Origin of the sequence: Stenotrophomonas sp. PD6 (assembly GCF_049199305.1) — a bacterium.
In the GTDB taxonomy this organism is placed as follows: Bacteria; Pseudomonadota; Gammaproteobacteria; order Xanthomonadales; family Xanthomonadaceae; genus Stenotrophomonas.
The window spans coordinates 122,281-147,916 of sequence record NZ_JBLZQD010000007.1; the positions used below are offsets into that span (position 1 = coordinate 122,281).

Sequence of the window (25,636 nt, forward strand, 5' to 3'; positions counted from 1 at the left end):
CGACATTCACAACACGCGCGCGCCCGGCGCATCCAACGGCGACACCCACGCCTGGCTGTCGAAACCCGCCTCGGCGAACGCACGCTGCACGGCGGCCTGCGCGGCCTGCGCCCCGGCCTGCGTGTCGAACCACGCGAACACGCTCGGACCAGCACCGGAAATGCTGGCGCCCATCGCACCGGCCGCGAGCGCGGCATTGCGCGCCGCCTCAAAGCCCACGATCAGCCCAGCGCGGCGCGGTTCCACCAATACGTCGCGCAGGCCGGCGCGCACCAGCGCCGCATCGCCGCTGAAGCAGCCGCTCAGCACCAGTGCCAGGTTCGCGCTTTGTTCGACGAAGGCCGACAACGCATAGCTGCCCTCCAGCGCGGCGCGGGCGCGGCGCGTCTCCAGCACTGCGTCCGGGTGCACCAGCAGGCTGTGCCACGCGGCCGGCACCGGAATGCGCACGAGACGCTCGGCGGTGCTGAGCACCAGCCCGCCCAGCAGCATCGGACCCAGGTTGTCGCCATGGCGGCCACCGCTGGCCACGGCCTCACCGGTCAGCGCGAACGGGTATAGCGCGTCGCGCGGCAGCGGCGTCTCCAGCAGCGCATTGGCCGCGACCAGCGCCGCCACGCAGGACGCCGCCGAACCACCCATGCCCGAGCCCAGTGCAATGCCCTTGTCGATCTCCAGCTCGAAGCCGAACGGCAGCGCCAGCGTCTCGCGCATTGCGATCAGGGCCGCGCCCGCCGTGTTGTCGGCCGCATGCAGCGGCAGATCGACGGTGGTGCCGCGGATCGCGGCGATGCGCACCTGCGGCGCGTCGATACGGCGCACGGTCACCGTGTCGCCGACACCGGCGATGGCGTGCCCCAGGATGTCGAACCCCACGGCGGCATTGCCCACCGACGCGGGCGAGAACGCGCGGGCCTCACCCACGAGAGCGACCACACTCACAGGCGCGCTCCTTCACCGGCCGCCACCCGCAACACGTCGGCGAACACGCCTGCGGCCGTGACCTCCGGGCCCGCACCGGGGCCCTGCACCACCAGCGGATTGTCGCAATAACGGCGCGTGGTGAACTGCACCACGTTGTCGGTCAGGCGCAGGTTGGCGAAGGCATGGTTGGCCGGCAGCTCCACCAGCCCGACCTGCGCCGCATCGGCCGACAGCCGTGCCACGTAACGCAGCACCGCGCCGCGGGCGCGCGCCTGCGCCAGCCGCTCGGCGAACGCCGCATCCACCGCATCGAGCCCGCTCATGAAGTCCTCGACGCTGGCCTGGCGCAGCGCCTCCGGCACCAGGCTCTCCACCGACACCTGCGCCAGGCTCAGCTCGCGCCCGGCCTCGCGCGCCAGGATCACCAGCTTGCGCGCCACGTCCACGCCGGACAGATCGTCGCGCGGGTCCGGCTCGGTGTAGCCCATGCCGCGCGCCTGCGCCACCAGCGCCGAGAACGGCACCTCGCCATCGTATTTATTGAACAGCCAGGCCAGCGTGCCCGAGAAGATGCCATCGATGGCCAGCACCTCGTCACCGGTATCCACCAGGTCGCGCAACGTGGTGATCACCGGCAGCCCCGCGCCCACCGTGGCCTCGTAGCGGAAGCGCGCGCCGCTGGCGGCGGCCGCGTCGCGGATCGCGTGGTAGCGCTCCAGCGGGCCGGCACCGGCCTGCTTGTTCGGGGTAACCACGTGGATACCCGCTGCCAGCCAGCCGGCGTAGCGGTCCGCCACCTCGGCACTGCCGCTGCAATCGATGATCAGGGCGTGCGGCAGATGCGCGGAGAGCAGGTGGTCGGTGAAGGCATCCAGATCGGTCGCCTGCGCCTGTCCGGCGAGTGCGGCACGCCAGTCGCCCTGCACGCCCCGCGCATCCAGCCGCATGCGGCTGCGCGAAGCCACCGCGCGCAGCCGCAGGTCCACGTTGGCGCGCGTCAGCAGCGTGGGCTGTGCGGCCAGCAGCTGGTCCAGCAGTGCCGCCCCGACATTGCCGGGCCCGATCACCCCCACCGAGAACGTCTGCGGCGACAGCCAGAACCCGGCGTGCGCGGCGCGCAGTGCCTTGGTGGCGTGGCCGCTGTCCACCGCCACCGAGATGTTGCGTTCCGACGAGCCCTGCGCGATTGCCAGGATATTCACCTGTGCGCGCCCCAGCGATTCGAACAGGCGCGCGGCCACGCCGGGCTGCCCGGCCATGCCGTCGCCCACGGCGGCCAGCACGCTCACGTTGTCGGTGAGCTGCACGCGCTGCACCTGGCCAAGGCCCAACTCATGCGCGAAGGCCTGCAGCAGTGCATCGCGCGCCTGCTGTGCCACGACCTGCGGCACCACGCAGCAGATCGAGTGTTCGGACGAGCCCTGCGAGATCATCACCACCGACACATGCGCGTTGCGCAGCGCCGCGAACACGCGTTCGGCGGTGCCCGGCACGCCGATCAGGCCGGTGCCTTCGAGGTTCAGCAGTGCGAGTCCCGGGCTCAAGGTGAGGCCCTTGATGGGACCGGATGCGGTCCGTTCCGCCGTGATACGCGTGCCGGGATGGTCGGGACGGAAGGTGTTGCGGATGATGATCGGCAGGCCACGCTCGATGGCCGGCGACATGGTCTGCGGGTGCACCACCTTGGCCCCGAAGTACGCCAGTTCGCAGGCCTCGTCGTAGCTGAGCGCCTCCAGCTGCACCGCCTCGGGCACTACCCGCGGGTCGGCCGAGAGCACTCCGTCCACATCGGTCCAGATATGCAGTTCATCGGCGTTGAACAGCGCGGCGAAGATCGCACCGGAATAGTCGCTGCCATTGCGGCCCAGCGTGGTCACCCGGTTGCGGCGGTCGCGGGCGACGAAGCCGGTGGCCACCACGCGCGGCTGCGGGTTGCTCTCCCGCCACCCCGCCAGCCGCTGCGCGCTCTGCGCCCAGTCGACGTCCACGCCCAGCTCGCCCCGGTCCACCACGAGGACGTCGCGCGCGTCGAGCACCGCGCAATCGTCGCCCAGCGTCTGCAGGTACTGCCCCAGCAGCTGCGCCGAGTAGACCTCGCCCAGCCCCTGCACGCGATCGAGCACCTCGCGCGGCAGTTCGCCGATCACCGCCAGGGCTGCGAGCACATCCGCCAGCTGATCGAAACGCGCATCCAGCCATTCGACGGTGGCGCCGGCATGCTCGCCCAGCAGCGCCACCGCGGCGCCGCGATGCCGCGCCCGCAGTGCGTGCCAGTCGTCGCGCCACTGCGGCGCGTCCAGCGAGGCGCACTCGGCCAGCGCGATCAAGGCGTCGGTCACGCCCTTCATCGCCGACACCACGGTGACCTGGACGGCTTCGTCGCGGGCCAGCAGCAGCTGCCCTACGTGCCGGTAGCGATCGGCATCCGCAACGGAGGTACCACCGAACTTGTGCACGACCGTGGCCGTGGCGGCGCGCAGCGGCGAGGAGGAACCGGGCGATGCGGCGGCATCGGATGAAGCGGCGACAGAAGACATGCTGACCTCGATTGGAGGCCCCGCGTCGGTCAGCTGGAAGGATGTTCCCCGCCACCTGATCTGGTGCGGGGCCGTTGTTTTCGGAAATTACGCGAAGACGACGGGCCGCACCAGGCGAGTGGTGGCGGTGGTAATGGTGGTGGTACCGGTGCCAAGACCGGACACGTGCATGCCGCCCAGGGAGGCGGTGGTGTGCAACGTGGCGGTGGCGGCGGCAAGGACCATGGGTCAAGAAAACTACGCCGCCCCCCTGCTTGTCAAGTGCTGCAATGCAAGATCGTGCAGGTCACGATCAGCGCGGATCGTCGGCCAAAAAGTTGCGAATGTGACCATCCAGGCGCCACAACGCCATCAGCCGGCATGCTCGGCCACCGCACGCGGCGGTCGATGCGCATGTGCGCACAGCAGCACCCCGGAGACCAGGCAGACGACCGCCAGAAGTTCCATCTGCGTCGGCCAGCGGCGCTGCCAGGCGAAGCCGTACAGGAGCGCGAACAGCGTCTCGAACACGATCATCTGGCCGGTCAGGGTCAGCGGCAGGTTGCGGCTCGCGCGGTTCCAGCACGCGTTGCCCAGCACCGAGGCCACTACCGCCACACCGGCACTGATGGCCCAGAACCACATCCAGTCCACGCGCGGATGCACCGCGTTGGACAGCACGAATGCGCTGGGCACCAGCAACAGCGCCAGCGCGCCGGTGGTCACCCCCGTGAGCAGCGACCAGTCGTGCGCGCTCAGGTCCGGTCGCCGCGCCAACCAGCGGCTGTTGCCGATGGAGTACAGCGCCCAGGAAAACAGTGCGCCGAACGCGCAGGCCAGGCCCAGCACGCGGCGATTCGCCTCGCCCTGCGCGTGGCCGGTCTGCAGTGCCTCGTAACCCACCAGACCCACGCCCAACAGGCACAGCACCAGCGCCGGTGTCAGCTGCCGCAACGGCACCGCACCCTGCTCGCGCGCGCCAGCCACCGTGACCACCACCGGGATGAGCCCCACGATCAGCGCGGCGGCCGCCCCACCCGCCCATTGCACCGCGCAGGCAAGCAACACGAAATACACCAGGTTGCCGGCCAGGCTGAGCCACAGCAGCCCGCGCCATTCCGCACCGCCAATGCGCTGGCGCAGTTCGCGCCAGCGCGGCGCCAGCAGCACCACCGCAATCAAGCCATAGACCAGGTAGCGGCCGGCCGACAGCTGCACGGCGCTGAACTGGCCGAGCATCGCCGGGGCCAGGAACACGACGCCCCACAACGCACCGGCGGCGATCCCGTTGGCGATACCGACACCCATCGAACGCTTCATCTACGTACACGCATCTGCAAAAAGACGGCGCCAGTGTAGGCGCGTGCGCGCGGCCGATCTTGACCCAGGCTACTGCGCGGGCCGGTGCCGACGCCGGTATTCGGCGGGGGTCATGGCCCATTCGCGGCGCAGGGCCCGGGTCAATGCGCTCTGTTCGGAATATCCCGCGTGCTGGGCGATGTCGGCAATGGCCAGGTCGGTCTCCGCCAGCTGGCTCCGGGCCCAGCGCAATCGGCTGGCGCTCAGCCAACCCTGCGGGCTGAGCGCGAAGGCCTCCCGGAACAGGACGTGCAGCCGGCTGCTGCTCACCCCTACCTCGACAGCAATGCGCTCGACCGGCCACGGCTGGCCCGGTGACTGCGCAATGCGTGCGCACACCGCCTGCAGGCGCGTGGCGCTACCGGCCAGCGAAAACGCCTGCAGCACCGCCGGCAGTTCACGCTGTACGACCTCGGCGGCGATGCGGTCCGGGCCGATGCGCGCCACGGCCTGCGCCATCGCGCGCACCCCGGCCGGCAGCGCGAGCACGGGCTGTCGCTGCAGGCGCGCCAGCGTGTCGTCGTCAATCAGCGATGCTGGGCAGTCGACGATCAGGAAGCGGTCATCATCGCCGGCGCATTGCGCATGCCCGGCGTCGGGCGCCACGAAGGCCCCCTGCAGGCCGTCCAGGCGCGCGCCGCGCCCTTCCAGTTCAAACGCCAGCTCGCCGCGCACGGGGATCACCCATTGCGCGAAGTCATGGCGGTCCACACCCGACGACGGGCCGTAGCGACGCAGGTTGAAGGCAGGTGAGCTCATGTGGTGCCCATGGTAGCCGGTGCTATAGTCGGGCGTGTCCTGTAAGCAAGGAGTGCAGACTGTGACGTACATCAATAAAGGCCTGGGCCACCGCTGCAATATCCCGACGGTGTACCCCGCCCCCTGATCCGCGCACGCGCCGCGGGTCACTGTGCTGTTCGGACATCAGGAGCCGACATGCAGTTCATTTCACTCAGTGAAGCGCCCCACCTGTTGCCACAGGTGGCGCACTGGTACTTCGACACGTGGGGTCGACATGTGCCCGGGATGAGCCTGGACGATGAGCAGATTCGGCTGGAAGTATTCCTCCAGCAGGACGAGCTGCCTTTGCTGCTGCTGGCGATGCAGGACCAGCGGCTGGTCGCGGCGGCCCAGCTGAAATTCCATGAGCGCACCGAGCGTCCCGAGCGCCTGCATTGGCTGGGCGGGGTGTACGTATGCGAATCACAGCGCGGCCACGGGCTGGCGGCGCGGCTGATCGAAGAAGTGATGACGCGTGGGCGCGGGTTTGGCGTGCGCGACGTCTATCTGCAGACCGAGCGCGACGACGGCGGCCTGTACCGACGGCTCGGCTGGAAACCACTGGAGATGCAGGTGCACGCCAGTGGCGTGCCGGTGCGGATCATGCAGCGGAGCGTGTCCGCAACCGAATGAGCCCGGCGCCCGCGCTCAGCGGAAGCGCACCGGCTGCGGCGCGGGGCGGTCGGCCAGTGAGCCGAGGGTGAAGGTGTAGCCCGCTTCCTCAAGCAGCTTGCGCATGCGCAGTTCGGCACGCTTGGGGTACGCCAGCGAAGTGGGCGCATGCAGCGCGTAGGAAGTCGAGTGCCCTGCCTGGTTGTCGCGTGTGACCGACGACTGGTTGGTCTCGCACGCATTCGACCACAGGTCCAACAGCACTTTCGGTCCTATGGACTGGTTATTGCCAAGACGAAGCGTAAGCCACCGCATGTGTTCCATGACGAATTCCAATCCTACCTGTGACCGAGTATGCACCATATCCCGGCGCGCCGTACGCGGGGGTCTGGAATCCCGTCAAGCCCTGATACGCAAACGCCCCGGCTGAACCGGGGCGCTCGCAACGTCACCTGGGCGGCGCCTGCGCCGCCAGGATGATCAATGCTTCAGCGCATGCTTGCGGGTACGCATCACTTCATGCGTTTCCTGCACCAGCGGCAGAAGACGGGTCACTTCCTGGCGCGCGGCCGGCGGGGTGTCGCTGTCATTGAGGGTGTCCTTGAAGGCCTTCAGCAGGCGATCCTCGGATTCTTCAAGTTCGGCCACATAGCCGTACTGCGTATCGCCCAGGGTGGCGCGGACCTTGCCGTAGAACTGCTGCATGGAACCCACCACCGTGCCATGGTCGGCCGGCTTTCCGCCGGCAGCCAGCACGGTGCTGCTCAGCGAATTGACGATGTCGGCCTTGACGCCGGCGATGCGGGTGAACAGGGCGGAGAGCTCTGCATCCTTCACCTTGCCAGCCGCTTCGGTGTAGAAGTCCTTGCCGTCGCGGGCGATCTCGATCAGGTCATTGAGGGTGTGGGCGGTATTCGATTCGGTGCTCACTGGTATCTACTCCTGGAAATTCATTTGGATGACCCGTGCTTGGGTGACCCCACCTTTCAGCATCTGCAATGAAGTCCGCGTGACCTTCAAAACGAAGGGTTAAGCGATGTGTGAGCAGTGAAAACACCGCGTCTGCAACACGTGTTGCTGATGTCACGGCGTGCTCGCGCCGGGATCGCGCCACGTGAACAGCGGGTGCTCAGCATCCCGCTGAAGCGCTCACTGCTGCACGGGTTTACCGGGTGGGACGGGCGCCTCAAGCGGTGGCTCCGCCGGCGGCGGATCGCGCTCGGGCGGCACCTCTCCGGGCGGATCCTGCACGGGAGGATCCTGTGCGGGCGGTGCTTCAACCGGCGTGGGCGGCGTTTCGGGTACCGGGGCTGGCGCGGGCACCTGCCCTGCTGCAGGCGCTGCGGATGCGTCGCGTGAATGAATGACTGACATGCATAGGCTCCTGTGTATGTGACACCGCACCGTCGCACGCGCCAGGTAAACAGGCAGCGACGGCGGCGTGCGGCCCCGATCAGGGCCGCACGCCCTGCAACTGGCCACTCCCCTGCTGGATGTTTCCATCCTCATCAATCCAGGTGAAGCGCACCGCTTGGGTGCTGCGTTCGCAGTTCGATGGGGGCAGCGCGACCAGAACCTGCGCAAAGGGCAGTACCAGCGCTCCTTCCCCCCAGCCTTCCTGCGAGTCGCTGCACAGGCTGATGCCGGACAATGTCATCACATACGGCGTAGGGTTGTGCACCGCCAACCGCCCTTCTTCGACACGGAATTCCATCCGCGCGGCTGCGCGTTGCGGTGTCATCGACAAGCCCTTGGGACGGTAAATGACCTTCATCTGGGTGCGGAGGGTTACGGTCAGGCGCGACGACGGATCCTCCGCCACGCGCGGCGCGTCAGGCGGAATCTCATACAGGTTCAGCCAGTACAGCGACTCGCGGTCGCTCGGCAGCGTGGCGCCCACCGACACCAATCGCAGGCTGCGCTGCTCACCCGGCTCCAAGCGGAACACCGGCGGCAGCGGAATGATCGGCGCCTCGGCGGTATCCGGCGTCGATTCCGGGTCGCCATCGTCGATCCAGGCCTGCACCACGACCGGATAGGGGTTCTGGTTCACTACCCGCAGCGCTGTCTCGGCATCGCCCGCATTGAAGATCACCCGGGTACGTTCGGCGGTGACGCCCGCCCGTGCCGTGACGCAGGCCAGCAGCAGCACGACGATCAGAAGAATGCGCATGGCGTTCATTGCACCCGGATGATGATCTGCGCGGTGGCTTCCACGCGCCCGGCCGACACCTCGGGCCGCGTGCCTGCGTCGATCTTCTCCATGCGTGCACCGAAGGTTTCGCTGTACTGGGTGACCCCGGCGCTGCTCGACACCGCGTTGGATGACGCGCCCACCGCCGGGTACCAGCCGTGCGCCTGCGCATTCACGCCGGCCGAGGAATTCTCGTCGCCCAACAGGTTGATGGTGCTGCCGCCGCGAAGGATGCGGATGCCGACGCCCTTCGCCATGCCGGCCTCGCCGTAGCGGTCCGACAGCAGATGCGACACCCCGCCGTTGGCATTGACCAGGCCCAATGACGCCGCCGCCGCCCGCGCGCCGGCCGAGACCTTGACGCCCAGCGAGGTCCCATTGACGGCCGTGCTGCTGGTCGTACCCGTCTGGCATTTGAAGCCCACCTGGAAAGACGCCTCGCGCGATGCGCCCGCGTTGAGTTCGGCAATGGACATCGAAGGAAATACCACCTGCGGGGTGACGTTGAGGATGGCGCAGGTAGGCTGCCGCTTCAGCGTCACGTTGCCATACAGGCTGATGGCGGCGGGCCAATAGGCGTACCACCCACTGTAGTTCCCATAGTGGGTCTGGCCGACCGTGGGATAGCTCAGCCCGGGCCCCTTGATCGCGATGTAGGCCGCTGGCTGGGTATAGCCGTACAACTGCGATGCCACGGGTGCGTAGTAATAGGTCGACTCCGACGGCGCACTGAACAGTTCGGCACGCACCGCGCTCAAGTTCTTGGCCTTGACCAGTTTGAAGCCGCGCGAATCGGTATCCAGACCGCTCAGCAATCGCTCGCCCCACACATCGGTGAAGTAGCGTCCGGATTCCACATGGGTAAGCCGCAGCAGCACATTCGGCCAGGCGGTCCGGTAAGCGGCCTGCAGGCCCACCGAGTTGCCGACGCTGTCGCCGCCGTTGTACCAGCCACTGAACAGATTGTCGGCGTTGGTCGAGTACATCTCATAGACCGGATCCGCCGCCGCGCAGCGGAACAGCACCCGCTCCGCGTCGTAGCCGGCTGGCGACGAGTACCGGGTGGCCGGCACCACGGCGCTGGCCAGCAGCGCCGGATAGGGCTGGAAGCCGGGATCGCTCACGTTGACCACGCTGGGCAGCCCGAGCGAACCACTGCAGGTGTCGCACGCGCCGTCCCAGAACGCCGCCGTCCCTTCGCCGGGACGGATCTGGTCCAGCGCGGTGGTGGTCGCCGTACCGACCGCGACCACCTTGTAGCAGGTCGCCCACGCCGGTGACGCGAGCAGCAACAGCAGCAACAGCAGCAGCTGCAGCATCGGAAGACAATGCTTCATCGAGGTTCTCCGTGTTCGTCGGTGATGCCCACGCACGTGCCCTGCAGAATCACCAGCCCATGCCCGGCGGCGTCCGCGCCATCCATCGCATACGGCAGGCGGCAGCTTTCATCCGCACCGCGCCCCCACGTCACCTGCAGCAGCCCGCGTGACGCCGGGGCGCGCGCATAGACCTGCCCCGCCTGGCCGACCATGCCGATGGCCACGCCCTGCTCATCCAACACGCTCGCACCCAGCGGAATCGGCACGCCATCGGCCCGGGTTGCGCGGATCACCATCGGGCGCCCGCCCAGCGTCTTGAACTCGACGCGCACTGCCGCGCCGGCGTACGGGGCGACCTTTCGTTCCGTCTCCACCAGCTCGGCGTCCGCGGCAATCCCCTGCGGGTCCAAACCGATCGCATTGTTGCGGTAGGGAGAGAGCGAGGGGACCAACGCGAAGCCGTTGCGGTTCACCCGCGCCCCCTGCCCGCCGCGCACGCTGGAACCCGCCGCGCCTTCTGCCTTGAGCAGGGCAAACGTATCGCCCACGTAGGGGCCCAGGGTCACGCCTTCGCGATGCACAACCACGGCGCCGCGCATGCCCACGTTGGCTTGGCGGTAGTCGGCGCTGCCGGCAATGCCGGCACTCAGGCTGGCAACCGGGGTCTGGGTCTGCACGCTGCCGCTCCATTGCCCGCCTTCGCCCGCACCACCGGCGCCGCCCGCGATCGAATAGCTGGTCGCGCGCGCCTCTCCCAGCGTGCCGCTCAGCACCGACTGGTAGCGGTCCCCGCCCCGGTTCCCGGGCGTGCTTGAGGCAACGGCGCTCGCAACCGGAGCGCGCGGCGACACGCCGAGCGGCAGCGACACGCTCAAGCCCAGGGTGTTGCGCCCCGGGCATCGCTCGACCCGCCCGTGCTCAGCTGGCAGCGAGGGCGCGAAGGCGGGGCCCTGCTGCATTCCCGCGCAGTCGCGCTGCCTGGACATGGACAGGCTGTAGCTGAGCCTGCGCCAGGTGTTCGAGTAGCCCAGCTGGAACTGCGCGTCGCGTTGACCGCCGTCGAAGTAGTCCGCGGCCGAGCCTGCCACGTACAGGCTGCCGTAGTTGCCGAGGCGCTGGTTGGCCAGCACATGGAATTGATTGCGCTGGTTGCGCGTGCCGCCCGTGGCTGCCTCGCCTGGCACCGCGATGCCCGCAGGGCCGACCACGTCGGCCAGATCCCGGTAGCCCTGCGAAGAATAGCGATAGCCCGCCAGCGTCACGGTGGTGTCGGTGGCTTGGAAGGTCTTGCTGTAGTTCAGCTCCAGCCGGTACCCCTGCAGCGGACTGGCCGCGTCCTGCGCGACACGCGAGAAGATGGCGTTGCTCCCGAACGCACCGTAGCGCGTGGCCACTACCCCGCCGACGAGCAGTCCCTGGTAGTCCTCGGCCACCCGGGCGCCGAGATTGGCGGTGAGCAGATTGCTCACCCCACGCTGATAGGTAAGCTCGGCAAACGCGCGCCGCGCATCGCCGTAGGCGAGTGCTTCGCCCACCGTGGCGCTGTAGCGGGAGTATCCGGGCCGAACCGACTCGGGCACGGCCGAGAACGGTACGGCGAAACTGGACACGCTGCCGTCAACGCCAATCACCTGCACCTCGAGATCGCCACCGTAGGACGCGCCGTAAATGTCATCGATGACGAAGGGGCCGGGTGCGACCATCGTCTCCTGCAGCTTGCGACCGTTCTGGCTGATCACCACGCGCGACTTGCCGGGCGCCATGCCCTGCACGCGCGGCGCATAATTGCGCTGCGAATCTGGAATCATCCTGTCGTCGCTGGCCAGGCGTGCACCGAGATAGCCGATGCTGCCGAACAGGTTTCCTTCGGTTGTCTGGTTGCCGATGGCAAGAGTGCTGCGCCAGCGCGCAATCGGGCGCTCCGCATAGGTGCGGATGCTGTTCCACTCGTCGCTCGTGTGCCCCTGCGAGCGTGAGTAGGTCGCATTGGATTGATGGCGCACGCGCCACAGCCCCAGGTTCAGCCCGGCGTTGATGCCCAGCGATGCGTAATCCGAGCCCGCACCGCCGCTGACGCTGGAATGACTGGCATTGAGGTCGTAGTTGGCGAAGGCCATGGTTTCGCCGGGATCCCAGCGATCGGCATCGACATGATCATGCGATGCACGGTTCAGCAGCGCCTGCGGCAGCCACAGGTCCAGGCGCAGGCGCGCGGCGTCGAACGTGAACTGCACGCCCGGCAGCCGCGCAGCAAGCGCCTGGCAGCCGTCCCCGGTCTCGCCGGCGCGCGCACGGTCCGGCGGCCGCACCTGCAGCGTCTGCTGGAGGTAGGCTTCGCCCAGGCACGGCGCCACACCGTCGGCCGACGCGCGGAATTCCACCTCGCTGCGGCCGACGTAGACGTCATTGGCGTACACGTCGACCAGGTAGGTACCAGGGTCCACCTGGTTGGCGCGGTTGAAGCGCTCCAGGCTGCCGCCGGCCAGACCGGATCCGATCAGCAGGCGGTCGTCGAAGCGGTAGCTGCTTTCCTCTGCCTGTGTGAGTCCCGCCGTTGCCATCAGCACCGTACCGACCATCCACAGACCAGGACCGGCAGCGGTGCGTTCAGCGGGCCAGTACATGGCGAAGGTCCAGACGCGCGCCGTAATCGTTGATCAGCTGCGCCTGGAGGACGGGTTCGCCTCCCGGAAGCGCGGACGGCGACTGCGGCAGCCACTGCATGCTGCTCTTCGGCGCCACCATGGCGGCCTTCAAGGTCCACTGCTGTCCCCCAATGCTCAGCGTGGCGCCACCGAAGGACGCGTGGAACCCGGTGGGATTGTCCACGCGCACGTGCCACTGCTCCCCGGACGGGACCAGCGTGAACTGCAGGCGCTCAGCCAGCTGCTCCGGGCCGCCGATGTCGCGCGGTCGATAGAACAGCTTCAGGCGATTACGCATCAGCAGCAGCACCTGGTTCCGATCGGCCGTGCCGGCGTTCATCGGCGGAATCTGCAGCACGTTGAGATGGAACAGCGATTCACGATCCTGCGGCAGCGCTGCGCCCGTGAACATGATCCGCAACTGCTGGCCGCTGTTCGGCGCCAACCGCGAGATCGCCGGATTGACCACAAACGGCGCGTCCGCGTCCACGGGGCTGGACGCCGGATCATCGATATCGATCCAGGCCTGCACCGCGTTGGGGAAGCGGTCCTGGTTGGTGAGTCGCACGGTCACTTCACGTGCGTCGGACGGGTAGATCACCCGGGTACCGGTGACGACGACGCTGGCCTGTACCGAAGTGGCGCACAGCGACGCAAGCACGGCCAGCAAGGCCGTCGCAGCGACCCGCGGGCATCGTTGGAGGATGCTCATATGGTTACCTCTGGCGACGCAGCGGCACGCAAGGGGGCAGCGCGCTGCACTGCCCCTGCCACGTTCAATCGTCGCGGACGGTCATTCGTAACGGATGGTGTAGGTCACCGAGCCCAGCACCGGACCCGGGGTCACGGTGGCGGCTTCGGAGATGTACTGCACGGCGTAGTCGTGGCTGGCGCTGGTCTGCGCGGCGGTCAGCACGATGTCACCCGCGCTCACGGCGGCACCACCGGCGAGGTTGACCGGCGTACCGGCCACACCGTCCAGCAGCTGCAACGCAACGCCGCTCGCGCCCGATGCAGCAGTGTTGGTCAGGTTGCCGCCTGCGGTCGGGTTGGTCGCCTGGAACAGGGTCGTGAAGTGTTCATCGACGACGGAGGCCGCGCAGCCGGTCAGGGTCAGCGTGAACGCGCTTTCGCCAGCGGATTTGCCGACGGCACCGTTCAGGTCGGTCAGCGGAACGCTGTCGAGCACCACGACAGGATCCGTGCCGCCGTTGACGACGGCCGCACAGGTCTGGTCGGTGACTTCGCCGCTGAAGGTGATGGTGTTTGCCGCGAAGGCCGGAGCACTGAGTACCGATGCCAGGACGACGCCGAGGAGGCTCAACTGCATTTTCACGATCTACTCTCGATGGTTGGGGGAACGGCGGCATTCTGCCGACGAACCCCTTCCCCGTATCTCAGGCAATCCTTAAAAGATACAACAACTGGTACTTATCACCTGCGTCACTTTGTCGCCCCGTGGAAAGGCGCGCCCTGCGGCCTGCTCAATTGAAGAGCTCGCGCACGTCGGTGACCCTGCCATCACGGAACGTCACCTGGATGGTCTTGCGCGGCTGGTAATACTCCCAGCGCTCGCCGATATTCCCGCTGTACTCGCTTTCCAGCTGAATGACGCGATCCGGCGTGCCGGCCACCTGCGTGACTTTGCCCGCCGAGTCGCCCGAATTCACCAGCTGGTTGCCGAACCGCACGCTGCCGCCGGCCATCGCCGTACTGGCGGCCAGGCAAAGCACCAACGCCGACAAAATCCTGTTCATCGCCCTCTCCTTCACCATGGGTGGGTGTGCTGCCCTGCGACTTTGCCACAGGGTGCTGGTCCGGCGCATGTGAAGGGGAAGCCTGGCACTAGAAGCGAAGTGGGACTTCTTCCAATATTGGCCGCCGCTTCGCCTGGTAGATCGTGCATCCTCCAATGTGGAGGTCGCAGGCGCCTTTACGGACCCTGACAGGTTTAGGTCCAGATCACTAATTTCACCGCTCCATCGAACGCTCCCGTCGCCTATGTCTTCGCGCGGGCACTGAAGGCATGCACATGGAGCATGGGTGTTCCGCGGCCCATCTAAGCTGTTTGCGCAGCAACTTTTGCATAAACAGGTGGGCTGAGCCTGATGAACTCTCTAACGTATGCCCAAGGATCACTAATATTGCCCAGCCGCATCCGTATACTCAGGTGCGCTTTATTCAGAAGTGAGTCTGAACTGATGACGTCTTTGCTCAGGCTGTTCTGAAGTTCCTGCCAAGCTGGAAGAGAACTCCTCGGCCTTGCGTAGCCTCCAAGCATGATCATTGGCTCCTTCCTGTTCAGGAAGGCACCGATTGCGTCCCACTGCGGTGTTGTTGCCAACTTCTGGTAGAGGTCCAGTTCCTCTTTCGGCGCCCCTGGACCGGGACTGTGCAGTATCGAGCTATCGATAAGTAACTTGAACGCACGGGGGTCAGCAAACCTTAGGCACGCAATGAAGCAATCCACAACCGGGATGCAGGCCCGATCGTGGGAGCGTGTATTTACGAAGGCCAGAACTATTGTCAGGGCTTGCGAAATGTCGCGCAAGCTGAGACTTAGAGCATCCGCAATTGAAGGGAAGTGCACCAGGTACTCGATTTTGTCAGCAGTCTCTGCATCCCAGGCTTCGAAACGGCTTGAGACAGTCTCCCAGTACCCGTGATGGTCTCTGCCAAAGATATGCTTTGGAATATCTTGTATTTGAGGGTGAAGATGCTCTTGGATCAGATGCTTGGCAAAGACTTGTCGACTTGGTGGCTGAAGGTGGAACTCGTAGTCGAAAAATTTCCGAAGGTACTCCTCGCCATTTACATGCGCCCCGTAAACTGTCTGGACAGCCGAAGGGAGATTCCCTCTGTCGCTCGCGATCAGGAATGTAATTCCAGGCACATCAAAATAATGCTTGATCCTCTCCAGCATGCGGATCGCATAATCTGGACGGCAGCGATCAAGCTCGTCAATTACGAGGAGAATAGGCTTGACGGGTCGATCCATAGCGCGCTTAGTAAGTTGATCTCGCGCGCGCTGTAGCGCATCTTTGAAGCTGATCTCGGCATCTCGACGGGATTTTTGATCACGGAGGAGCCTCTCGCCTAATGTACCGGCCGCCTGCAGGACATTACCGGAAGCGGGGGCTACAAGATTAAGCGCGATGGATGCTACCGGCAAAAGCAGTTTCGAGCCCTGCTCGGCTAAAACTGAGATCGTCTTGCCTGCAGGGCTGCGTTTCTTCGTCGGCAACCTTGCCTCTATCGCCAATGTAAGCTCGGCAATGATTGCTTCCAGCGGATCGTGGGAGTGATCTGTTTTCCAAGCGTCGATAACGATGCACGGGATTGATTGTTCGTGCTCAATATGAGCCGACAATCTATTCAGAAAAGTGGTCTTGCCAGTACCCCAAGGCGACTGAAGAGAAATCACAATCGGATCAGACGTGCTCGTCGAAATCAGCCGACATAGCATCTCTGCGTCTCGTTTCCTCTCGAAAGGATCGTTCCCGAATGCGTCCTTGCGGGAGACCAAAGGCTTGCCGATTTTGGTCAACAGTGCAGTCATTGCGTTCCTGCGAATGAGACTGGGTTCTGGATGGCGTCTTCCAATGATTGGGTGACGCTTTGCTGAGCGAACACATTTAATGCGCGGAGCTTAGCACTCAACGGCGGATCTCTAGGCTAACAGCGCCCTGCGGGCGAGTATCTCACAGCCTCTACTGCAGGGTCCGCACAACAAAATATGGCGTAGTTCCCGCCTGATCCTCACGCAAATCGACGTGAGATGGTGACCCCGGCCCGATTCGAACGGGCGACCTTCCCCTTAGGAGGGGGACGCTCTATCCAGCTGAGCTACGGGGCCATGTTGGAAGCCGGCGTCTCGCCGGGTCCCTAGCCGCACCCACATTGCATGGGAGCAGCCGTGAAGGATACCTACATTCGGCGGGCGGACCAAGGCCGATTCCGCCGCTGCGGGGCGTGCCGGCTCAGCGGATGTCCAGTTCCGGGAAGCCCTTAACCAGCTCGTCCAGCGCCTTGATCTGGGTCAGGAACGGCTCCAGCGCGCTCAGCGGCAGGGCGCTGGGGCCATCGCAGCGGGCGTGGTCCGGGTCGCGGTGCGCTTCCAGGAACAGGCCGGCCAGGCCCAGGGCCATGCCCGAGCGGGCCAGTTCGGCCACCTGGCGGCGACGGCCACCGGACGCCTCGCTGCCCGCGTCGCGGCGCTGCAGGCTGTGGGTGACGTCGAAGATCGCCGGCAGACCGCCGGTGGATTCGATCATCTCGCGGAAGCCCAGCATGTCCACGACCAGGTTGTCGTAGCCGAACTGCGCGCCGCGCTCGCAGAGGATGATGTTCTCGTTGCCCGCTTCGCGGATCTTGGACACGATGTGCGTGATCTGCGTGGGGCTGAGGAACTGCGGCTTCTTGATGTTGACCGCGCGGCCGGTCTGCGCGATTGCCACCACCAGGTCGGTCTGGCGGGCCAGGAAGGCCGGAATCTGCAGCACGTCGACCACTTCGGCCACCGGTGCGGCCTGGGCCACCTCGTGCACGTCGGTGATCACCGGCACGCCGAAGCGGCGCTTGACCTCCTCGAAGATGCGCAACCCCTCGTCCAGGCCAACGCCACGGAAGGACTTGATCGAGGAGCGGTTGGCCTTGTCGAACGAGGCCTTGAACACGTACGGGATGCCCAGCTTGGCGGTCACCGTGGTGAAGTGCTCGGCCGCATGCAGGGTCGAGTCCAGGTCTTCGAGCACGTTCAGGCCGCCAAACAGCACGAACGGGAGACGGTTCCCGACGACTACACCTTCTGCAACGGTAACGTTCATTCAGATTCCTGGGGGCGAACAATGCCGCCCATTCTACCGGGTTAGAATAAGCGTTCTGCACGCCGCCCCCCACCCTGCCAGCGGCTGCGCCCTTTTTTGATTCGCAACAGGAGTTTGCATGTCCTCTGACCTGCTCAAGGCGCTCGGCCTCGACGCGACCAACGCTGGCACCTACCTCGGCAACGGCGAGTGGTCCACCGCCACCGACGCCGGCGTGATCACCCCGGTCAACCCGACCACGGGTGAGCCGATCGCCCAGGTGTATGCCACCACCGACGCCGACTACGAAACCATCGTTGCCCGTGCCCAGGAGGCCTTCAAGGTCTGGCGCACCACCCCGGCTCCGCGCCGCGGCGAAGCGGTGCGCCTGTGCGGCGAAGCGCTGCGCGCCAACAAGGATGCACTGGGTTCGCTGGTCGCCCTGGAAATGGGCAAGAGCAAGCCCGAGGGCGATGGCGAAGTGCAGGAGATGATCGACATCGCCGACTTCGCCGTGGGCCAGAGCCGCATGCTCTACGGCTACACCATGCACTCCGAGCGCCCCGGCCACCGCATGTACGAGCAGTACCAGCCGCTGGGCCTGGTCGGCATCATCAGCGCGTTCAACTTCCCGGTCGCGGTGTGGGCGTGGAATTCGTTCCTGGCCGCGATCTGCGGCGATGTGTGCCTGTGGAAGCCGTCCAACAAGACCCCGCTGACCGCCATCGCGTCGATGAAGATCTGCAACGACGCCCTGCGCGATGCCGGCTTCCCGGACATCTTCTTCCTGATCAACGACGCCGGCACCGATCTGTCGCAGAAGATGGTGGCCGACAAGCGCGTGCCGCTGATCAGCTTCACCGGTTCGACCCAGGTCGGCCGCCAGGTCGCTGAAAAGGTTGCCCACCGCCTGGGCCGCTGCCTGCTGGAGCTGGGCGGCAACAACGCGATCATCCTGGATGAGACCGCCGACCTGAAGCTTGCCGTTCCGGGCATCGTGTTCGGTGCGGTCGGCACCGCTGGCCAGCGCTGCACCACCACGCGCCGGCTGATCGTGCACGCCTCGGTCTACGACGACGTGCTGGCCACGCTGATCAAGGCGTACAAGCAGGTGGAAGGCAAGATCGGCGATCCGACCGACCCGGCCAACCTGATGGGCCCGCTCAACAGCGACGGCGCCGTGCAGCAGTTCCTGGCCTCCATCGAGAAGGCCAAGGCCAGCGGCGGCACCATCGAAACCGGCGGTACCCGCATCGACCGCGCCGGCAACTTCGTGCTGCCGGCGATCGTGACCGGCCTGAAGAACAGCGACGAAGTCGTGCAGCACGAAACCTTCGCGCCGATCCTGTACGTCATGAAGTACAGCACGCTGGACGAAGCCATCGACATGCAGAACGGCGTGCCGCAGGGCCTTTCCTCGTCGATCTTCACCACCAACCTGAAGACCGCCGAGCGCTTCCTGTCGGCGGCCGGTTCGGACTGCGGCATCGCCAACGTCAACATCGGCACCTCCGGCGCGGAGATCGGCGGTGCGTTCGGTGGCGAGAAGGACACCGGCGGTGGTCGCGAGTCCGGTTCGGACGCATGGAAGGTCTACATGCGCCGCCAGACCAACACCATCAACTACTCCGATTCGCTGCCGCTGGCCCAGGGCATCAAGTTCGACCTGTGATGGTCGAACCGGGCGAAGGCGTGCCGGCCCACGGTCGGCAACCATCCGGTGAGGCGGCGTTGCGCCGCCCCACCCTCGATTTCAGCGGCCGCCGGGTGCTGGTGGCCGGTGGCAGCAAGGGCATTGGCCGGGCCATGGCGCTCGCCTTTGCTGCTGCGGGTGCCCGGGTCTCGGTCTGCGCACGCGGCGAAGCCGGCCTGGCCGCACTGGGCGATGACGCCGCTGCACAAGGGCTGTCGCTGCACACCTGCGTTGCCGACCTGTCGCACCTGGACGATATCGACCAGTGGTTGACCCAGGCGGCCGACGCGCTGGGCGGCATCGATGTGCTGATCAACAACGCCACCGGCTACGGCATGACCGACGATGAGGCCGGCTGGGAAGCCAGCCTGGGCGTCGACCTGATGTCAGCGGTGCGCGCTTCCCGGCTGGCCCTGCCCTGGCTGAAACAGTCGGAGGATGCCTGCATCCTCAACCTGGCCTCGATCGCCGCCCAGCAACCGCGCCCCGGCGCCGCCCCCTACGGCGCGGCCAAGGCGGCGCTGATGCACTACACCACCTCGCAGGCACTGGCACTGGCTCCCCACCGGATCCGGGTGAACGCCATCGCCCCTGGCTCGATCGAGTTCGAGGACGGGCTGTGGGCACGCCGGCGCGAGCAGGACCCGGCGCTGTATCACGGGACGCTGGCCAAAATCCCGTTCGGCCGCTTCGGGCACCCGCAGGAAATCGCCGATGCCGCCCTGTTCCTGTGCTCGCCGCTGGCCCGTTGGATCACTGGGCACACCTTGAACGTGGATGGCGGCCAGGTGCTGATGGGATGAGTGCAGGGTAGGTTTGATCGCCGGAAGGGCCGCTGGGCCAAACCGGCGTATACGCTCTATCATGAGCAGCCCGCAACGGAGGACCCGATGAACCAGCCCCCCCGTCAAACCAGCACCATGGCGCTGATCAGTCTGATCGCCGGCATCCTCGGCTGGACCGCGCTGCCGTTCCTGGGCAGCATCGTGGCCATCTTCACCGGGCACATGGCCCGCGCCGAGATCCGCCGCCGCCCGCTGGAACTGGAGGGCGACGGCCTGGCATTGGCCGGCCTGATCATGGGCTGGGTGGTAGTGATCGGCAGCCTGCTGGCGCTGCTGGCCATCGTGCTGTTCTTCGGGGGACTGGCCTGGTTCGTCTCCCTGCAATCGTGAGGTGCCCATGAGCGGATCGGACGCAACCGAACGTTTCAGCAACCGCGTGGCGGACTACGTACGCTACCGCCCCGACTATCCGCCGGCGCTGCTGGACTGGCTGCACCATGAGATCGGCGTGCCGACCGAAACGCTGGTGGCCGACATCGGCGCCGGCACCGGCATTTCCACGCGGCTGTTCCTGGCCACGGGCCATCCGGTGATCGCAGTGGAGCCCAACGCGCCCATGCGCGAAGCGGCCGAGGCGTTGCTGGCCCCGCAGTACCTGCGCCTGAAGCTGGTGGACGGTACGGCCGAGGCCACCACGCTGGCCGATGACAGCGTGGGCCTGGTCGCCGCCGCACAGGCATTCCACTGGTTCGACACTGCCGCCGTGCGCCGTGAATGGGCGCGCATCCTGCACCCGGGCGGACTGGCCCTGGTGTTCTGGAATTCGCGCCTGCTCGATGCCTCACCGTTCCTGATCGGCTATGAGCAGCTGCTGCTGGAATTCGGCACCGACTACACCGAAGTGGCCGAGCGCTACCAGGACGACGATGCCATGCGCGCCTGGTTCGGCGCCGGCCTGCGTGGCATCGCGCAGTTCCCCAACACCCAGTGGATGGACGCCGACGGCCTGCGCGGCCGGCTGCTGTCGTCCTCGTACGCACCGCCGCCGGGCCACCCGCGCCACGCACCGATGCTGGAGGCGCTGCAGCAGCTGTTCGACGCGCATGCGGTGGACGGCAGGATCGCCTTCGAATACCAAACCCGTGCCTTCGTCGGCACGCTGGACTGACCGGACCCCATGTACTCGCTTGCACGACCCTTCCTGTTTTCCCTGGATGCCGAGCGCGCCCATGGCCTGGGCCTGAGCGCCCTGGATCTCGCCTACCGCACCGGCACCACCCCGCTGGTGGCGCGCCGCCCGGCGCCGCTGCCCACCAATGCGTTCGGCCTGAGCTTCCCCAATCCCGTCGGCCTGGCCGCCGGGCTGGACAAGAACGGCGAGCACATCGATGCGCTGTTCGCGCTGGGCTTCGGCTTCGTCGAGATCGGCACCGTCACCCCGCGCCCGCAGGAAGGCAATCCCAGGCCGCGCCTGTTCCGCTTGCCCGCGCACCAGGCCATCATCAACCGCATGGGCTTCAACAACCTCGGCGTGGATGCGCTGGTGCGCAATGTCGAACGCGCCCGGCGCAACGGCGGGCTGCTCGGCATCAACATCGGCAAGAACAAGGACACCCCCAACGAGCAGGCGTTCGACGATTACCAGCAATGCCTGCAGAAGGTGTATCCGCTGGCCGATTACATCACCGTCAACATTTCCTCGCCCAACACCGCCGGCCTGCGCGAGCTGCAGGAAGAAACCGCGCTGCGGCAACTGGTCTCGCAACTGCGCGAAAGTCAGGAGGCGCTTGCGGCCCGGCATGGCAAGCGCGTGCCGATGCTGGTGAAGGTGGCGCCGGACCTGAGCGACCGCGACATCGATGCGGCCGCGCGCGTGCTTGGCGAGCTGAAGGTGGACGGCGTGATCGCCACCAACACCACCATCGACCGCAGTGCGGTCGCCAGCGATCGGCTGGCCAGCGAAGCTGGCGGGCTGTCCGGCGCGCCGCTGCTGGGCCAGTCCACCCTGGTGCTGCGCCGCCTGCGCGCGCGCCTGCCCGAATCCATGCCGTTGATTGGCGTGGGCGGCATCCAGTCCGGTGCCGACGCTGTCGCCAAGATGGCGGCCGGCGCGGCACTGGTGCAGTGCTACAGCGGCCTGATCTTCCGTGGCCCGGCCCTGGTGCATGACTGCGTCGAAGCGATCCGTCGACGTCGGGAAGCACCCAGCCGCGGCGCGGTGGCCCCCCTATGAGTAATGCAATGCCCGCCTGGATACTGACGGAAAACGCCTCGCTGAAGGAGCTCAACACCTTCCACGTGGACGCCACTGCCGCACAGCTGCTCGAACTGCACGACCCCAGCCTGCTGCCCGACGTGCTGGCCCTGCCCCACGTCGCCGGCGGCCCGCTGCTGGTGCTGGGCAGCGGCAGCAACGTGCTGATTGCCGACGACGTGCCCGGCACCGTGCTGGTGTTCGCCAACCGCGAGATCGAGGAACTCGAGCACCGCGCCGACCACACCGTCGTACGCGCCGGTGCCGGCGTGAGCTGGCATGGCCTGGTGATGTGGTCGTTGCAGAACGGCCTGTCTGGCCTGGAAAACCTGGCCCTGATTCCCGGCACTGCAGGTGCGGCGCCCATCCAGAACATCGGCGCCTACGGGGTCCAGGTCGACGAGTTCATCCAGGCGGTGGATGCGTGGGACCGCGACGCCGGTGAATGGGTGCGTTTCGACGCCGAGGGCTGTGCATTCGGCTACCGCGACAGCGTGTTCAAGCATGCCGCGGACCGCTACCTGATCACGGCCATCGAACTGCGCCTGCCGCTGCTGCATGACCTGCGGCTGGGGTATGCGGGCATCGCCGAGGAAATGCAGGCGATGGGCGTGGAGCTGCCGGTGGCCGCCGACGTGGCCAACGCGGTGATCGCCATCCGCCGGCGCAAACTGCCGGATCCGGACGTGCTCGGCAACGCCGGCAGCTTCTTCAAGAACCCGGTGCTGCCGCTGGAACAGGTGGAGGTGCTGCTGCAGCAGTTCCCTGAGCTGCCGGTGTATCCGGCCGACAAGGACAGCCACCGCAAGCTGTCGGCCGCATGGATGATTGAAGCCTGCGGCTGGAAGGGCTACCGCGACGGCGACGCCGGCGTGGCCCCCAGCCACGCGCTGGTGCTGGTCAACCATGGCAATGCCAGCGGCGCCGAACTGCTGGCATTGGCACGCCGCATCTCGGCCTCCGTGCTGGAAAAATTCGGTGTGCCGATCGAACCGGAGCCGCGCCTGATCGGCGCGCAGTGGTGAACCCACCGCTCGCGTTGCCCGCGCCGACGCCGATGCGCGCGGCGCTGCTGATGCTGGGCAGCACCCTGGCGTTCGGGTTGATGGCCGTGGCCATCCGCTATGCCACGCGCTACGTGCCGACCCAGGAAGTGGCCTTCTTCCGCAACGCGTTCGGACTGCTGGCGCTGCTCCCGGTGCTGTTCCGCCCGGGCAGTACGCCCTTCCGCACCCGGCAATTGCCGCGATACTTCGTGCGCAGCCTGATCGGCCTGGCCTCGATGCTGTGTGCGTTCTGGGCGATCGGCCACCTGCCGATGTCGCAGGCGATCTCACTGTCGTACTCCACGCCGCTGTTCGTCACCATCGCCGCCGTGCTGTTCCTCGGCGAAACGGTGCGCGCGCGCCGTTGGGCCGCGGTGGTGTGCGGCTTCGTCGGCGTGCTGATCATCGTGCGGCCCGGCGCGGACTCGTTTACGCCCGGCGTGCTGGTCGCCGTGCTGGCGGCGGTGCTCAGTTCGCTGGTGGCCATCCAGATCAAGCAGCTCACCCGGGTGGACGGTGCCGACACCGTGGTGTTCTACACCTACGTGTTCTGGGTACCCCTGTCGTTGTTCCCCGCCCTGGTCGGCTGGATCCAGCCCAGCGGCATGGCCTGGATATGGCTGGCAGCCACCGGCGTGCTGGGCACGCTGGGCCAGCTGCTGTGGACGCGTGCGCTGCGCCTGGGCGAAGTCTCCGCGCTGACCCCGATCAGCTTCATGCAGCTGCCGCTGGTCAGCCTGATGGGCTGGCTGCTGTTCGACGAACGGCTGGACCGCTGGACCGTGATCGGCGCCAGCATCATCCTGGCGGCCAACGCCTACATTGCGCATCGGGAGGCCGTGCTGGTGCGCCGTGCTGCTTCTGAAGCCGCTACCGCTGGCGCAAAGCCGGGCGAATAAGCGCCAGTATTGGCCATTTATACGCGCAATTGTCGCCTAACGCGCCAATATTGTCGCTTTGTGGCGTAACTTTATTAACGCCATAACGCGCCAGTGTTGACACCTTGCGGCCACCATGAGACATAAGGCGCCAGGAGGGTCGCCTTATGAACATTTCAAACCTGAGTTCCGATGAAGCCGTGCTGGGTGAACTCGGCCAGCGCCTGGCCCGTCTTCGGTTGTCACGCGGCACCACCCAGGAACAGCTGGCCGAAGCGGCGGGTGTTTCCAAGCGCACCGTGCAGCGCCTGGAGGACGGCACCCCGGGGCAGTTGACCAACCTGATCCGCTGTCTACGCGCGCTCGAGCGCCTGGATGCCCTGGACGTGCTGCTGCCCTCCGACACCCCAAGCCCGATCGATCTGCTCGAACGCCGCGGCCAGCCGCGCCAGCGCGCGCGCCCCGGCGTTGCCGAACCCGGCATGCGCCCGTGGACCTGGGGCGATGAGAAGTGAACACCACCGCGGAAGTGCGCCTGTGGGGCAGTCGCATCGGCGCGGTCAATCTGGCCGACGGCGATCGGGTGGCCAACTTCGCCTATGACGCCGACTTCGCCCGTTCCGGCATCGAACTGGCGCCGCTGGCGATGCCGCTGGCCGTGGGCCAGGTCTTCAGCTTCCCGGCACTCAACCCGGCCAGCTTCCATGGCCTGCCCGGGCTGCTGGCCGACGCACTCCCGGACAAGTACGGCAACACGCTGATCAACGCCTGGCTGGCCACCCAAGGCCGCAGCCCGGAAAGTTTCAACGCGGTCGAGCGCCTGTGTTACACCGGCAGCCGTGGCATGGGCGCGCTGGAGTTCGCGCCCGTGCATGGCCCGCGCGTGCGCACGGCGCACAAGATCCAGATCGATGCCCTGGTGGCGTTGGCCAGCGAGGTGCTCAGCCATCGCGACAACCTGCGCGGTTCGTTCGGCGACGAGGCCCGCGCCGACGCCCTGCGGGACATCCTGCGGGTGGGCACCTCGGCTGGCGGCGCGCGGGCCAAGGCAGTCATCGCCTGGAATGAGGACACTGGGGAGGTTCGCTCGGGCCAGGCAACCGCAGACCCGGGCTTCGGCTACTGGCTGCTCAAGTTCGATGGCGTGCGCAACAACCGCGACAAGGAACTGGCCGACCCCAAGGGCTATGGCGCGGTCGAGTACGCCTACTTCCAGATGGCACGCGCGGCCGGCATCACCATCAGCGATTGCCGGTTGCTCGAAGAAGGCGGCCGACGCCATTTCATGACCCGGCGCTTCGACCGCGATGCGCAGGGCGGCAAACTGCACATGCAGTCGCTGGCGGCGATGGCGCACTTCGATTTCAACCTCCCCGACGCGTGGTCCTACGAACAGGCCCTGCTGGTGATGCGCCAACTGCGCCTGCCCATGGCGCAGCTGGAGGAGCAGTACCGGCGGATGGTGTTCAACGTGATCGGACGCAACCAGGATGACCACGTCAAGAACATCGCCTACCTGATGGACCGCCAGGGCCGCTGGTCGTTGTCGCCTGCATTCGACATCACCTGGGCCTACAACCCGGACGGCGATTGGACCGCGCGCCACCAGATGTCCATCAACGGCAAACGCGAGGGCATTGAGCTGGTGGACCTGGCGGCCTGTGCCGCCACGGCGTCGATCAACGCCAGCCGCGCGCGCGACATCATCGAGCAGGTGCGCGCCAGCGTGCTGCTGTGGCCACAGGTGGCCGACAGCGCCGGCGTCGACGCCGCCTGGCGCGACCAGATCGGCGCCACCTTGCGCACCGATCTGCGTTGAGCAGCGG

Annotated in this window: 24 protein-coding genes and 1 tRNA gene; 10 read left to right on the plus strand and 15 right to left on the minus strand. The window is 66.7% G+C overall.

Annotation, left to right across the window (positions count from 1 at the left end):
* Positions 1 to 6: 6 nt before the first annotated feature.
* The 4 genes from ACOZHM_RS12030 to ACOZHM_RS12045 all read right to left on the minus strand — a co-directional run bounded on the left by ACOZHM_RS12030 (position 7) and on the right by ACOZHM_RS12045 (position 5,558).
* Positions 7 to 942 (minus strand): homoserine kinase, encoded by a 936-nt coding sequence (locus tag ACOZHM_RS12030; RefSeq protein ID WP_421569511.1) that lies wholly within the window; start codon positions 940 to 942, stop codon positions 7 to 9.
* Positions 939 to 3,461 (minus strand): bifunctional aspartate kinase/homoserine dehydrogenase I, encoded by a 2,523-nt coding sequence (gene thrA, locus ACOZHM_RS12035; RefSeq protein WP_421569512.1) that lies wholly within the window; start codon positions 3,459 to 3,461, stop codon positions 939 to 941. The genes ACOZHM_RS12030 and thrA overlap by 4 nt, the downstream gene beginning before the upstream one ends.
* A 351-nt stretch (positions 3,462 to 3,812) precedes the next feature.
* Positions 3,813 to 4,760, minus strand: coding sequence for a DMT family transporter (locus ACOZHM_RS12040; protein ID WP_421569514.1), 948 nt, complete (start codon positions 4,758 to 4,760; stop codon positions 3,813 to 3,815).
* A 69-nt stretch (positions 4,761 to 4,829) separates the two neighbouring features.
* The gene (locus tag ACOZHM_RS12045) at positions 4,830 to 5,558 is read right to left on the minus strand and encodes an AraC family transcriptional regulator (RefSeq protein WP_421569516.1); all 729 of its coding nucleotides are present in this window, start codon (positions 5,556 to 5,558) and stop codon (positions 4,830 to 4,832) included.
* A gap of 177 nt (positions 5,559 to 5,735) precedes the next feature.
* Between ACOZHM_RS12045 and ACOZHM_RS12050 the strand changes: the two genes are divergently transcribed.
* Positions 5,736 to 6,212, plus strand: coding sequence for a GNAT family N-acetyltransferase (locus tag ACOZHM_RS12050; RefSeq protein ID WP_421569518.1), 477 nt, complete (start codon positions 5,736 to 5,738; stop codon positions 6,210 to 6,212).
* A 15-nt stretch (positions 6,213 to 6,227) separates the two neighbouring features.
* Here ACOZHM_RS12050 and ACOZHM_RS12055 read toward each other — a convergent pair whose 3' ends face one another.
* The 11 genes from ACOZHM_RS12055 to kdsA all read right to left on the minus strand — a co-directional run bounded on the left by ACOZHM_RS12055 (position 6,228) and on the right by kdsA (position 17,175).
* Positions 6,228 to 6,455, minus strand: a complete 228-nt coding sequence (locus ACOZHM_RS12055) for a hypothetical protein (RefSeq protein WP_421569520.1) — start codon at positions 6,453 to 6,455, stop codon at positions 6,228 to 6,230.
* 216 nt (positions 6,456 to 6,671) lie between these two features.
* Positions 6,672 to 7,121, minus strand: a complete 450-nt coding sequence (locus ACOZHM_RS12060; protein ID WP_421569522.1) for a PA2169 family four-helix-bundle protein — start codon at positions 7,119 to 7,121, stop codon at positions 6,672 to 6,674.
* 523 nt (positions 7,122 to 7,644) lie between these two features.
* Positions 7,645 to 8,364 carry a molecular chaperone gene (locus ACOZHM_RS12065; RefSeq protein ID WP_421569524.1) on the minus strand — a complete coding sequence of 240 codons (720 nt, stop codon included), beginning with the start codon at positions 8,362 to 8,364 and terminating at the stop codon, positions 7,645 to 7,647.
* A 5-nt stretch (positions 8,365 to 8,369) separates the two neighbouring features.
* Entirely contained in the window at positions 8,370 to 9,722 is a 1,353-nt protein-coding gene (locus ACOZHM_RS12070) for a fimbrial protein (protein WP_421569526.1), read from the minus strand.
* Complete coding sequence (locus ACOZHM_RS12075) at positions 9,719 to 12,328, minus strand: fimbria/pilus outer membrane usher protein (RefSeq protein ID WP_421569528.1); 2,610 nt, start codon at positions 12,326 to 12,328, stop codon at positions 9,719 to 9,721. The genes ACOZHM_RS12070 and ACOZHM_RS12075 overlap by 4 nt, the downstream gene beginning before the upstream one ends.
* Positions 12,312 to 13,061, minus strand: coding sequence for a molecular chaperone (locus tag ACOZHM_RS12080; RefSeq protein ID WP_421569529.1), 750 nt, complete (start codon positions 13,059 to 13,061; stop codon positions 12,312 to 12,314). The genes ACOZHM_RS12075 and ACOZHM_RS12080 overlap by 17 nt, the downstream gene beginning before the upstream one ends.
* An 81-nt stretch (positions 13,062 to 13,142) precedes the next feature.
* Positions 13,143 to 13,679, minus strand: coding sequence for a fimbrial protein (locus ACOZHM_RS12085; protein WP_421569531.1), 537 nt, complete (start codon positions 13,677 to 13,679; stop codon positions 13,143 to 13,145).
* Between the two features lie 154 nt (positions 13,680 to 13,833).
* Positions 13,834 to 14,106, minus strand: coding sequence for a DUF2845 domain-containing protein (locus ACOZHM_RS12090; protein WP_421569533.1), 273 nt, complete (start codon positions 14,104 to 14,106; stop codon positions 13,834 to 13,836).
* 302 nt (positions 14,107 to 14,408) lie between these two features.
* Entirely contained in the window at positions 14,409 to 15,908 is a 1,500-nt protein-coding gene (locus ACOZHM_RS12095; RefSeq protein ID WP_421569535.1) for a KAP family P-loop NTPase fold protein, read from the minus strand.
* A gap of 220 nt (positions 15,909 to 16,128) precedes the next feature.
* Positions 16,129 to 16,205: transfer RNA gene (locus tag ACOZHM_RS12100), tRNA-Arg, on the minus strand.
* A 124-nt stretch (positions 16,206 to 16,329) separates the two neighbouring features.
* Positions 16,330 to 17,175: a 3-deoxy-8-phosphooctulonate synthase gene (gene kdsA / locus ACOZHM_RS12105; RefSeq protein ID WP_421569536.1), complete on the minus strand. Its 846-nt coding sequence runs from the start codon at positions 17,173 to 17,175 to the stop codon at positions 16,330 to 16,332.
* 118 nt (positions 17,176 to 17,293) lie between these two features.
* Between kdsA and ACOZHM_RS12110 the strand changes: the two genes are divergently transcribed.
* The 9 genes from ACOZHM_RS12110 (at position 17,294) to ACOZHM_RS12150 (ending at position 25,629) form a co-directional block, all read left to right on the plus strand.
* The gene (locus ACOZHM_RS12110; protein ID WP_421569537.1) at positions 17,294 to 18,826 is read left to right on the plus strand and encodes an aldehyde dehydrogenase family protein; all 1,533 of its coding nucleotides are present in this window, start codon (positions 17,294 to 17,296) and stop codon (positions 18,824 to 18,826) included.
* Entirely contained in the window at positions 18,826 to 19,650 is an 825-nt protein-coding gene (locus ACOZHM_RS12115) for an SDR family NAD(P)-dependent oxidoreductase (RefSeq protein WP_421569539.1), read from the plus strand. The genes ACOZHM_RS12110 and ACOZHM_RS12115 overlap by 1 nt, the downstream gene beginning before the upstream one ends.
* Before the next feature lie 87 nt (positions 19,651 to 19,737).
* Positions 19,738 to 20,022 (plus strand): DUF4190 domain-containing protein, encoded by a 285-nt coding sequence (locus ACOZHM_RS12120; RefSeq protein WP_421569541.1) that lies wholly within the window; start codon positions 19,738 to 19,740, stop codon positions 20,020 to 20,022.
* Positions 20,023 to 20,029: 7 nt separating this feature from the next.
* On the plus strand, positions 20,030 to 20,800 hold the full coding sequence (locus ACOZHM_RS12125; RefSeq protein WP_421569543.1) for a class I SAM-dependent methyltransferase: 771 nt from the start codon (positions 20,030 to 20,032) through the stop codon (positions 20,798 to 20,800).
* A 9-nt stretch (positions 20,801 to 20,809) separates the two neighbouring features.
* Positions 20,810 to 21,865 (plus strand): quinone-dependent dihydroorotate dehydrogenase, encoded by a 1,056-nt coding sequence (locus ACOZHM_RS12130; protein ID WP_421569545.1) that lies wholly within the window; start codon positions 20,810 to 20,812, stop codon positions 21,863 to 21,865.
* The gene (gene murB / locus ACOZHM_RS12135) at positions 21,862 to 22,911 is read left to right on the plus strand and encodes a UDP-N-acetylmuramate dehydrogenase (protein ID WP_421569547.1); all 1,050 of its coding nucleotides are present in this window, start codon (positions 21,862 to 21,864) and stop codon (positions 22,909 to 22,911) included. The genes ACOZHM_RS12130 and murB overlap by 4 nt, the downstream gene beginning before the upstream one ends.
* Before the next feature lie 32 nt (positions 22,912 to 22,943).
* Positions 22,944 to 23,831, plus strand: a complete 888-nt coding sequence (locus ACOZHM_RS12140; RefSeq protein WP_421569632.1) for a DMT family transporter — start codon at positions 22,944 to 22,946, stop codon at positions 23,829 to 23,831.
* Between the two features lie 146 nt (positions 23,832 to 23,977).
* Positions 23,978 to 24,325: a helix-turn-helix domain-containing protein gene (locus ACOZHM_RS12145; RefSeq protein ID WP_421569548.1), complete on the plus strand. Its 348-nt coding sequence runs from the start codon at positions 23,978 to 23,980 to the stop codon at positions 24,323 to 24,325.
* Positions 24,322 to 25,629, plus strand: a complete 1,308-nt coding sequence (locus tag ACOZHM_RS12150; protein ID WP_421569550.1) for a type II toxin-antitoxin system HipA family toxin — start codon at positions 24,322 to 24,324, stop codon at positions 25,627 to 25,629. The genes ACOZHM_RS12145 and ACOZHM_RS12150 overlap by 4 nt, the downstream gene beginning before the upstream one ends.
* The last annotated feature ends 7 nt before the right edge of the window (positions 25,630 to 25,636 follow it).

Coding starts and splice junctions, on each gene's coding strand:
- ACOZHM_RS12090 (WP_421569533.1), bottom strand. CDS start 14,106: ATGAACAGGATTTTGTCGGCGTTGGTGCTTTGCCTGGCCGCCAGTACG.
- ACOZHM_RS12070 (WP_421569526.1), bottom strand. CDS start 9,722: ATGAAGCATTGTCTTCCGATGCTGCAGCTGCTGCTGTTGCTGCTGTTG.
- kdsA (WP_421569536.1), bottom strand. CDS start 17,175: ATGAACGTTACCGTTGCAGAAGGTGTAGTCGTCGGGAACCGTCTCCCG.
- ACOZHM_RS12080 (WP_421569529.1), bottom strand. CDS start 13,061: ATGAGCATCCTCCAACGATGCCCGCGGGTCGCTGCGACGGCCTTGCTG.
- ACOZHM_RS12085 (WP_421569531.1), bottom strand. CDS start 13,679: ATGCAGTTGAGCCTCCTCGGCGTCGTCCTGGCATCGGTACTCAGTGCT.
- murB (WP_421569547.1), top strand. CDS start 21,862: ATGAGTAATGCAATGCCCGCCTGGATACTGACGGAAAACGCCTCGCTG.
- ACOZHM_RS12065 (WP_421569524.1), bottom strand. CDS start 8,364: ATGCGCATTCTTCTGATCGTCGTGCTGCTGCTGGCCTGCGTCACGGCA.
- ACOZHM_RS12050 (WP_421569518.1), top strand. CDS start 5,736: ATGCAGTTCATTTCACTCAGTGAAGCGCCCCACCTGTTGCCACAGGTG.
- ACOZHM_RS12130 (WP_421569545.1), top strand. CDS start 20,810: ATGTACTCGCTTGCACGACCCTTCCTGTTTTCCCTGGATGCCGAGCGC.
- ACOZHM_RS12115 (WP_421569539.1), top strand. CDS start 18,826: ATGGTCGAACCGGGCGAAGGCGTGCCGGCCCACGGTCGGCAACCATCC.
- ACOZHM_RS12110 (WP_421569537.1), top strand. CDS start 17,294: ATGTCCTCTGACCTGCTCAAGGCGCTCGGCCTCGACGCGACCAACGCT.
- thrA (WP_421569512.1), bottom strand. CDS start 3,461: ATGTCTTCTGTCGCCGCTTCATCCGATGCCGCCGCATCGCCCGGTTCC.
- ACOZHM_RS12075 (WP_421569528.1), bottom strand. CDS start 12,328: ATGTACTGGCCCGCTGAACGCACCGCTGCCGGTCCTGGTCTGTGGATG.
- ACOZHM_RS12045 (WP_421569516.1), bottom strand. CDS start 5,558: ATGAGCTCACCTGCCTTCAACCTGCGTCGCTACGGCCCGTCGTCGGGT.
- ACOZHM_RS12120 (WP_421569541.1), top strand. CDS start 19,738: ATGAACCAGCCCCCCCGTCAAACCAGCACCATGGCGCTGATCAGTCTG.
- ACOZHM_RS12140 (WP_421569632.1), top strand. CDS start 22,944: ATGCGCGCGGCGCTGCTGATGCTGGGCAGCACCCTGGCGTTCGGGTTG.
- ACOZHM_RS12095 (WP_421569535.1), bottom strand. CDS start 15,908: ATGACTGCACTGTTGACCAAAATCGGCAAGCCTTTGGTCTCCCGCAAG.
- ACOZHM_RS12145 (WP_421569548.1), top strand. CDS start 23,978: ATGAACATTTCAAACCTGAGTTCCGATGAAGCCGTGCTGGGTGAACTC.
- ACOZHM_RS12125 (WP_421569543.1), top strand. CDS start 20,030: ATGAGCGGATCGGACGCAACCGAACGTTTCAGCAACCGCGTGGCGGAC.
- ACOZHM_RS12040 (WP_421569514.1), bottom strand. CDS start 4,760: ATGAAGCGTTCGATGGGTGTCGGTATCGCCAACGGGATCGCCGCCGGT.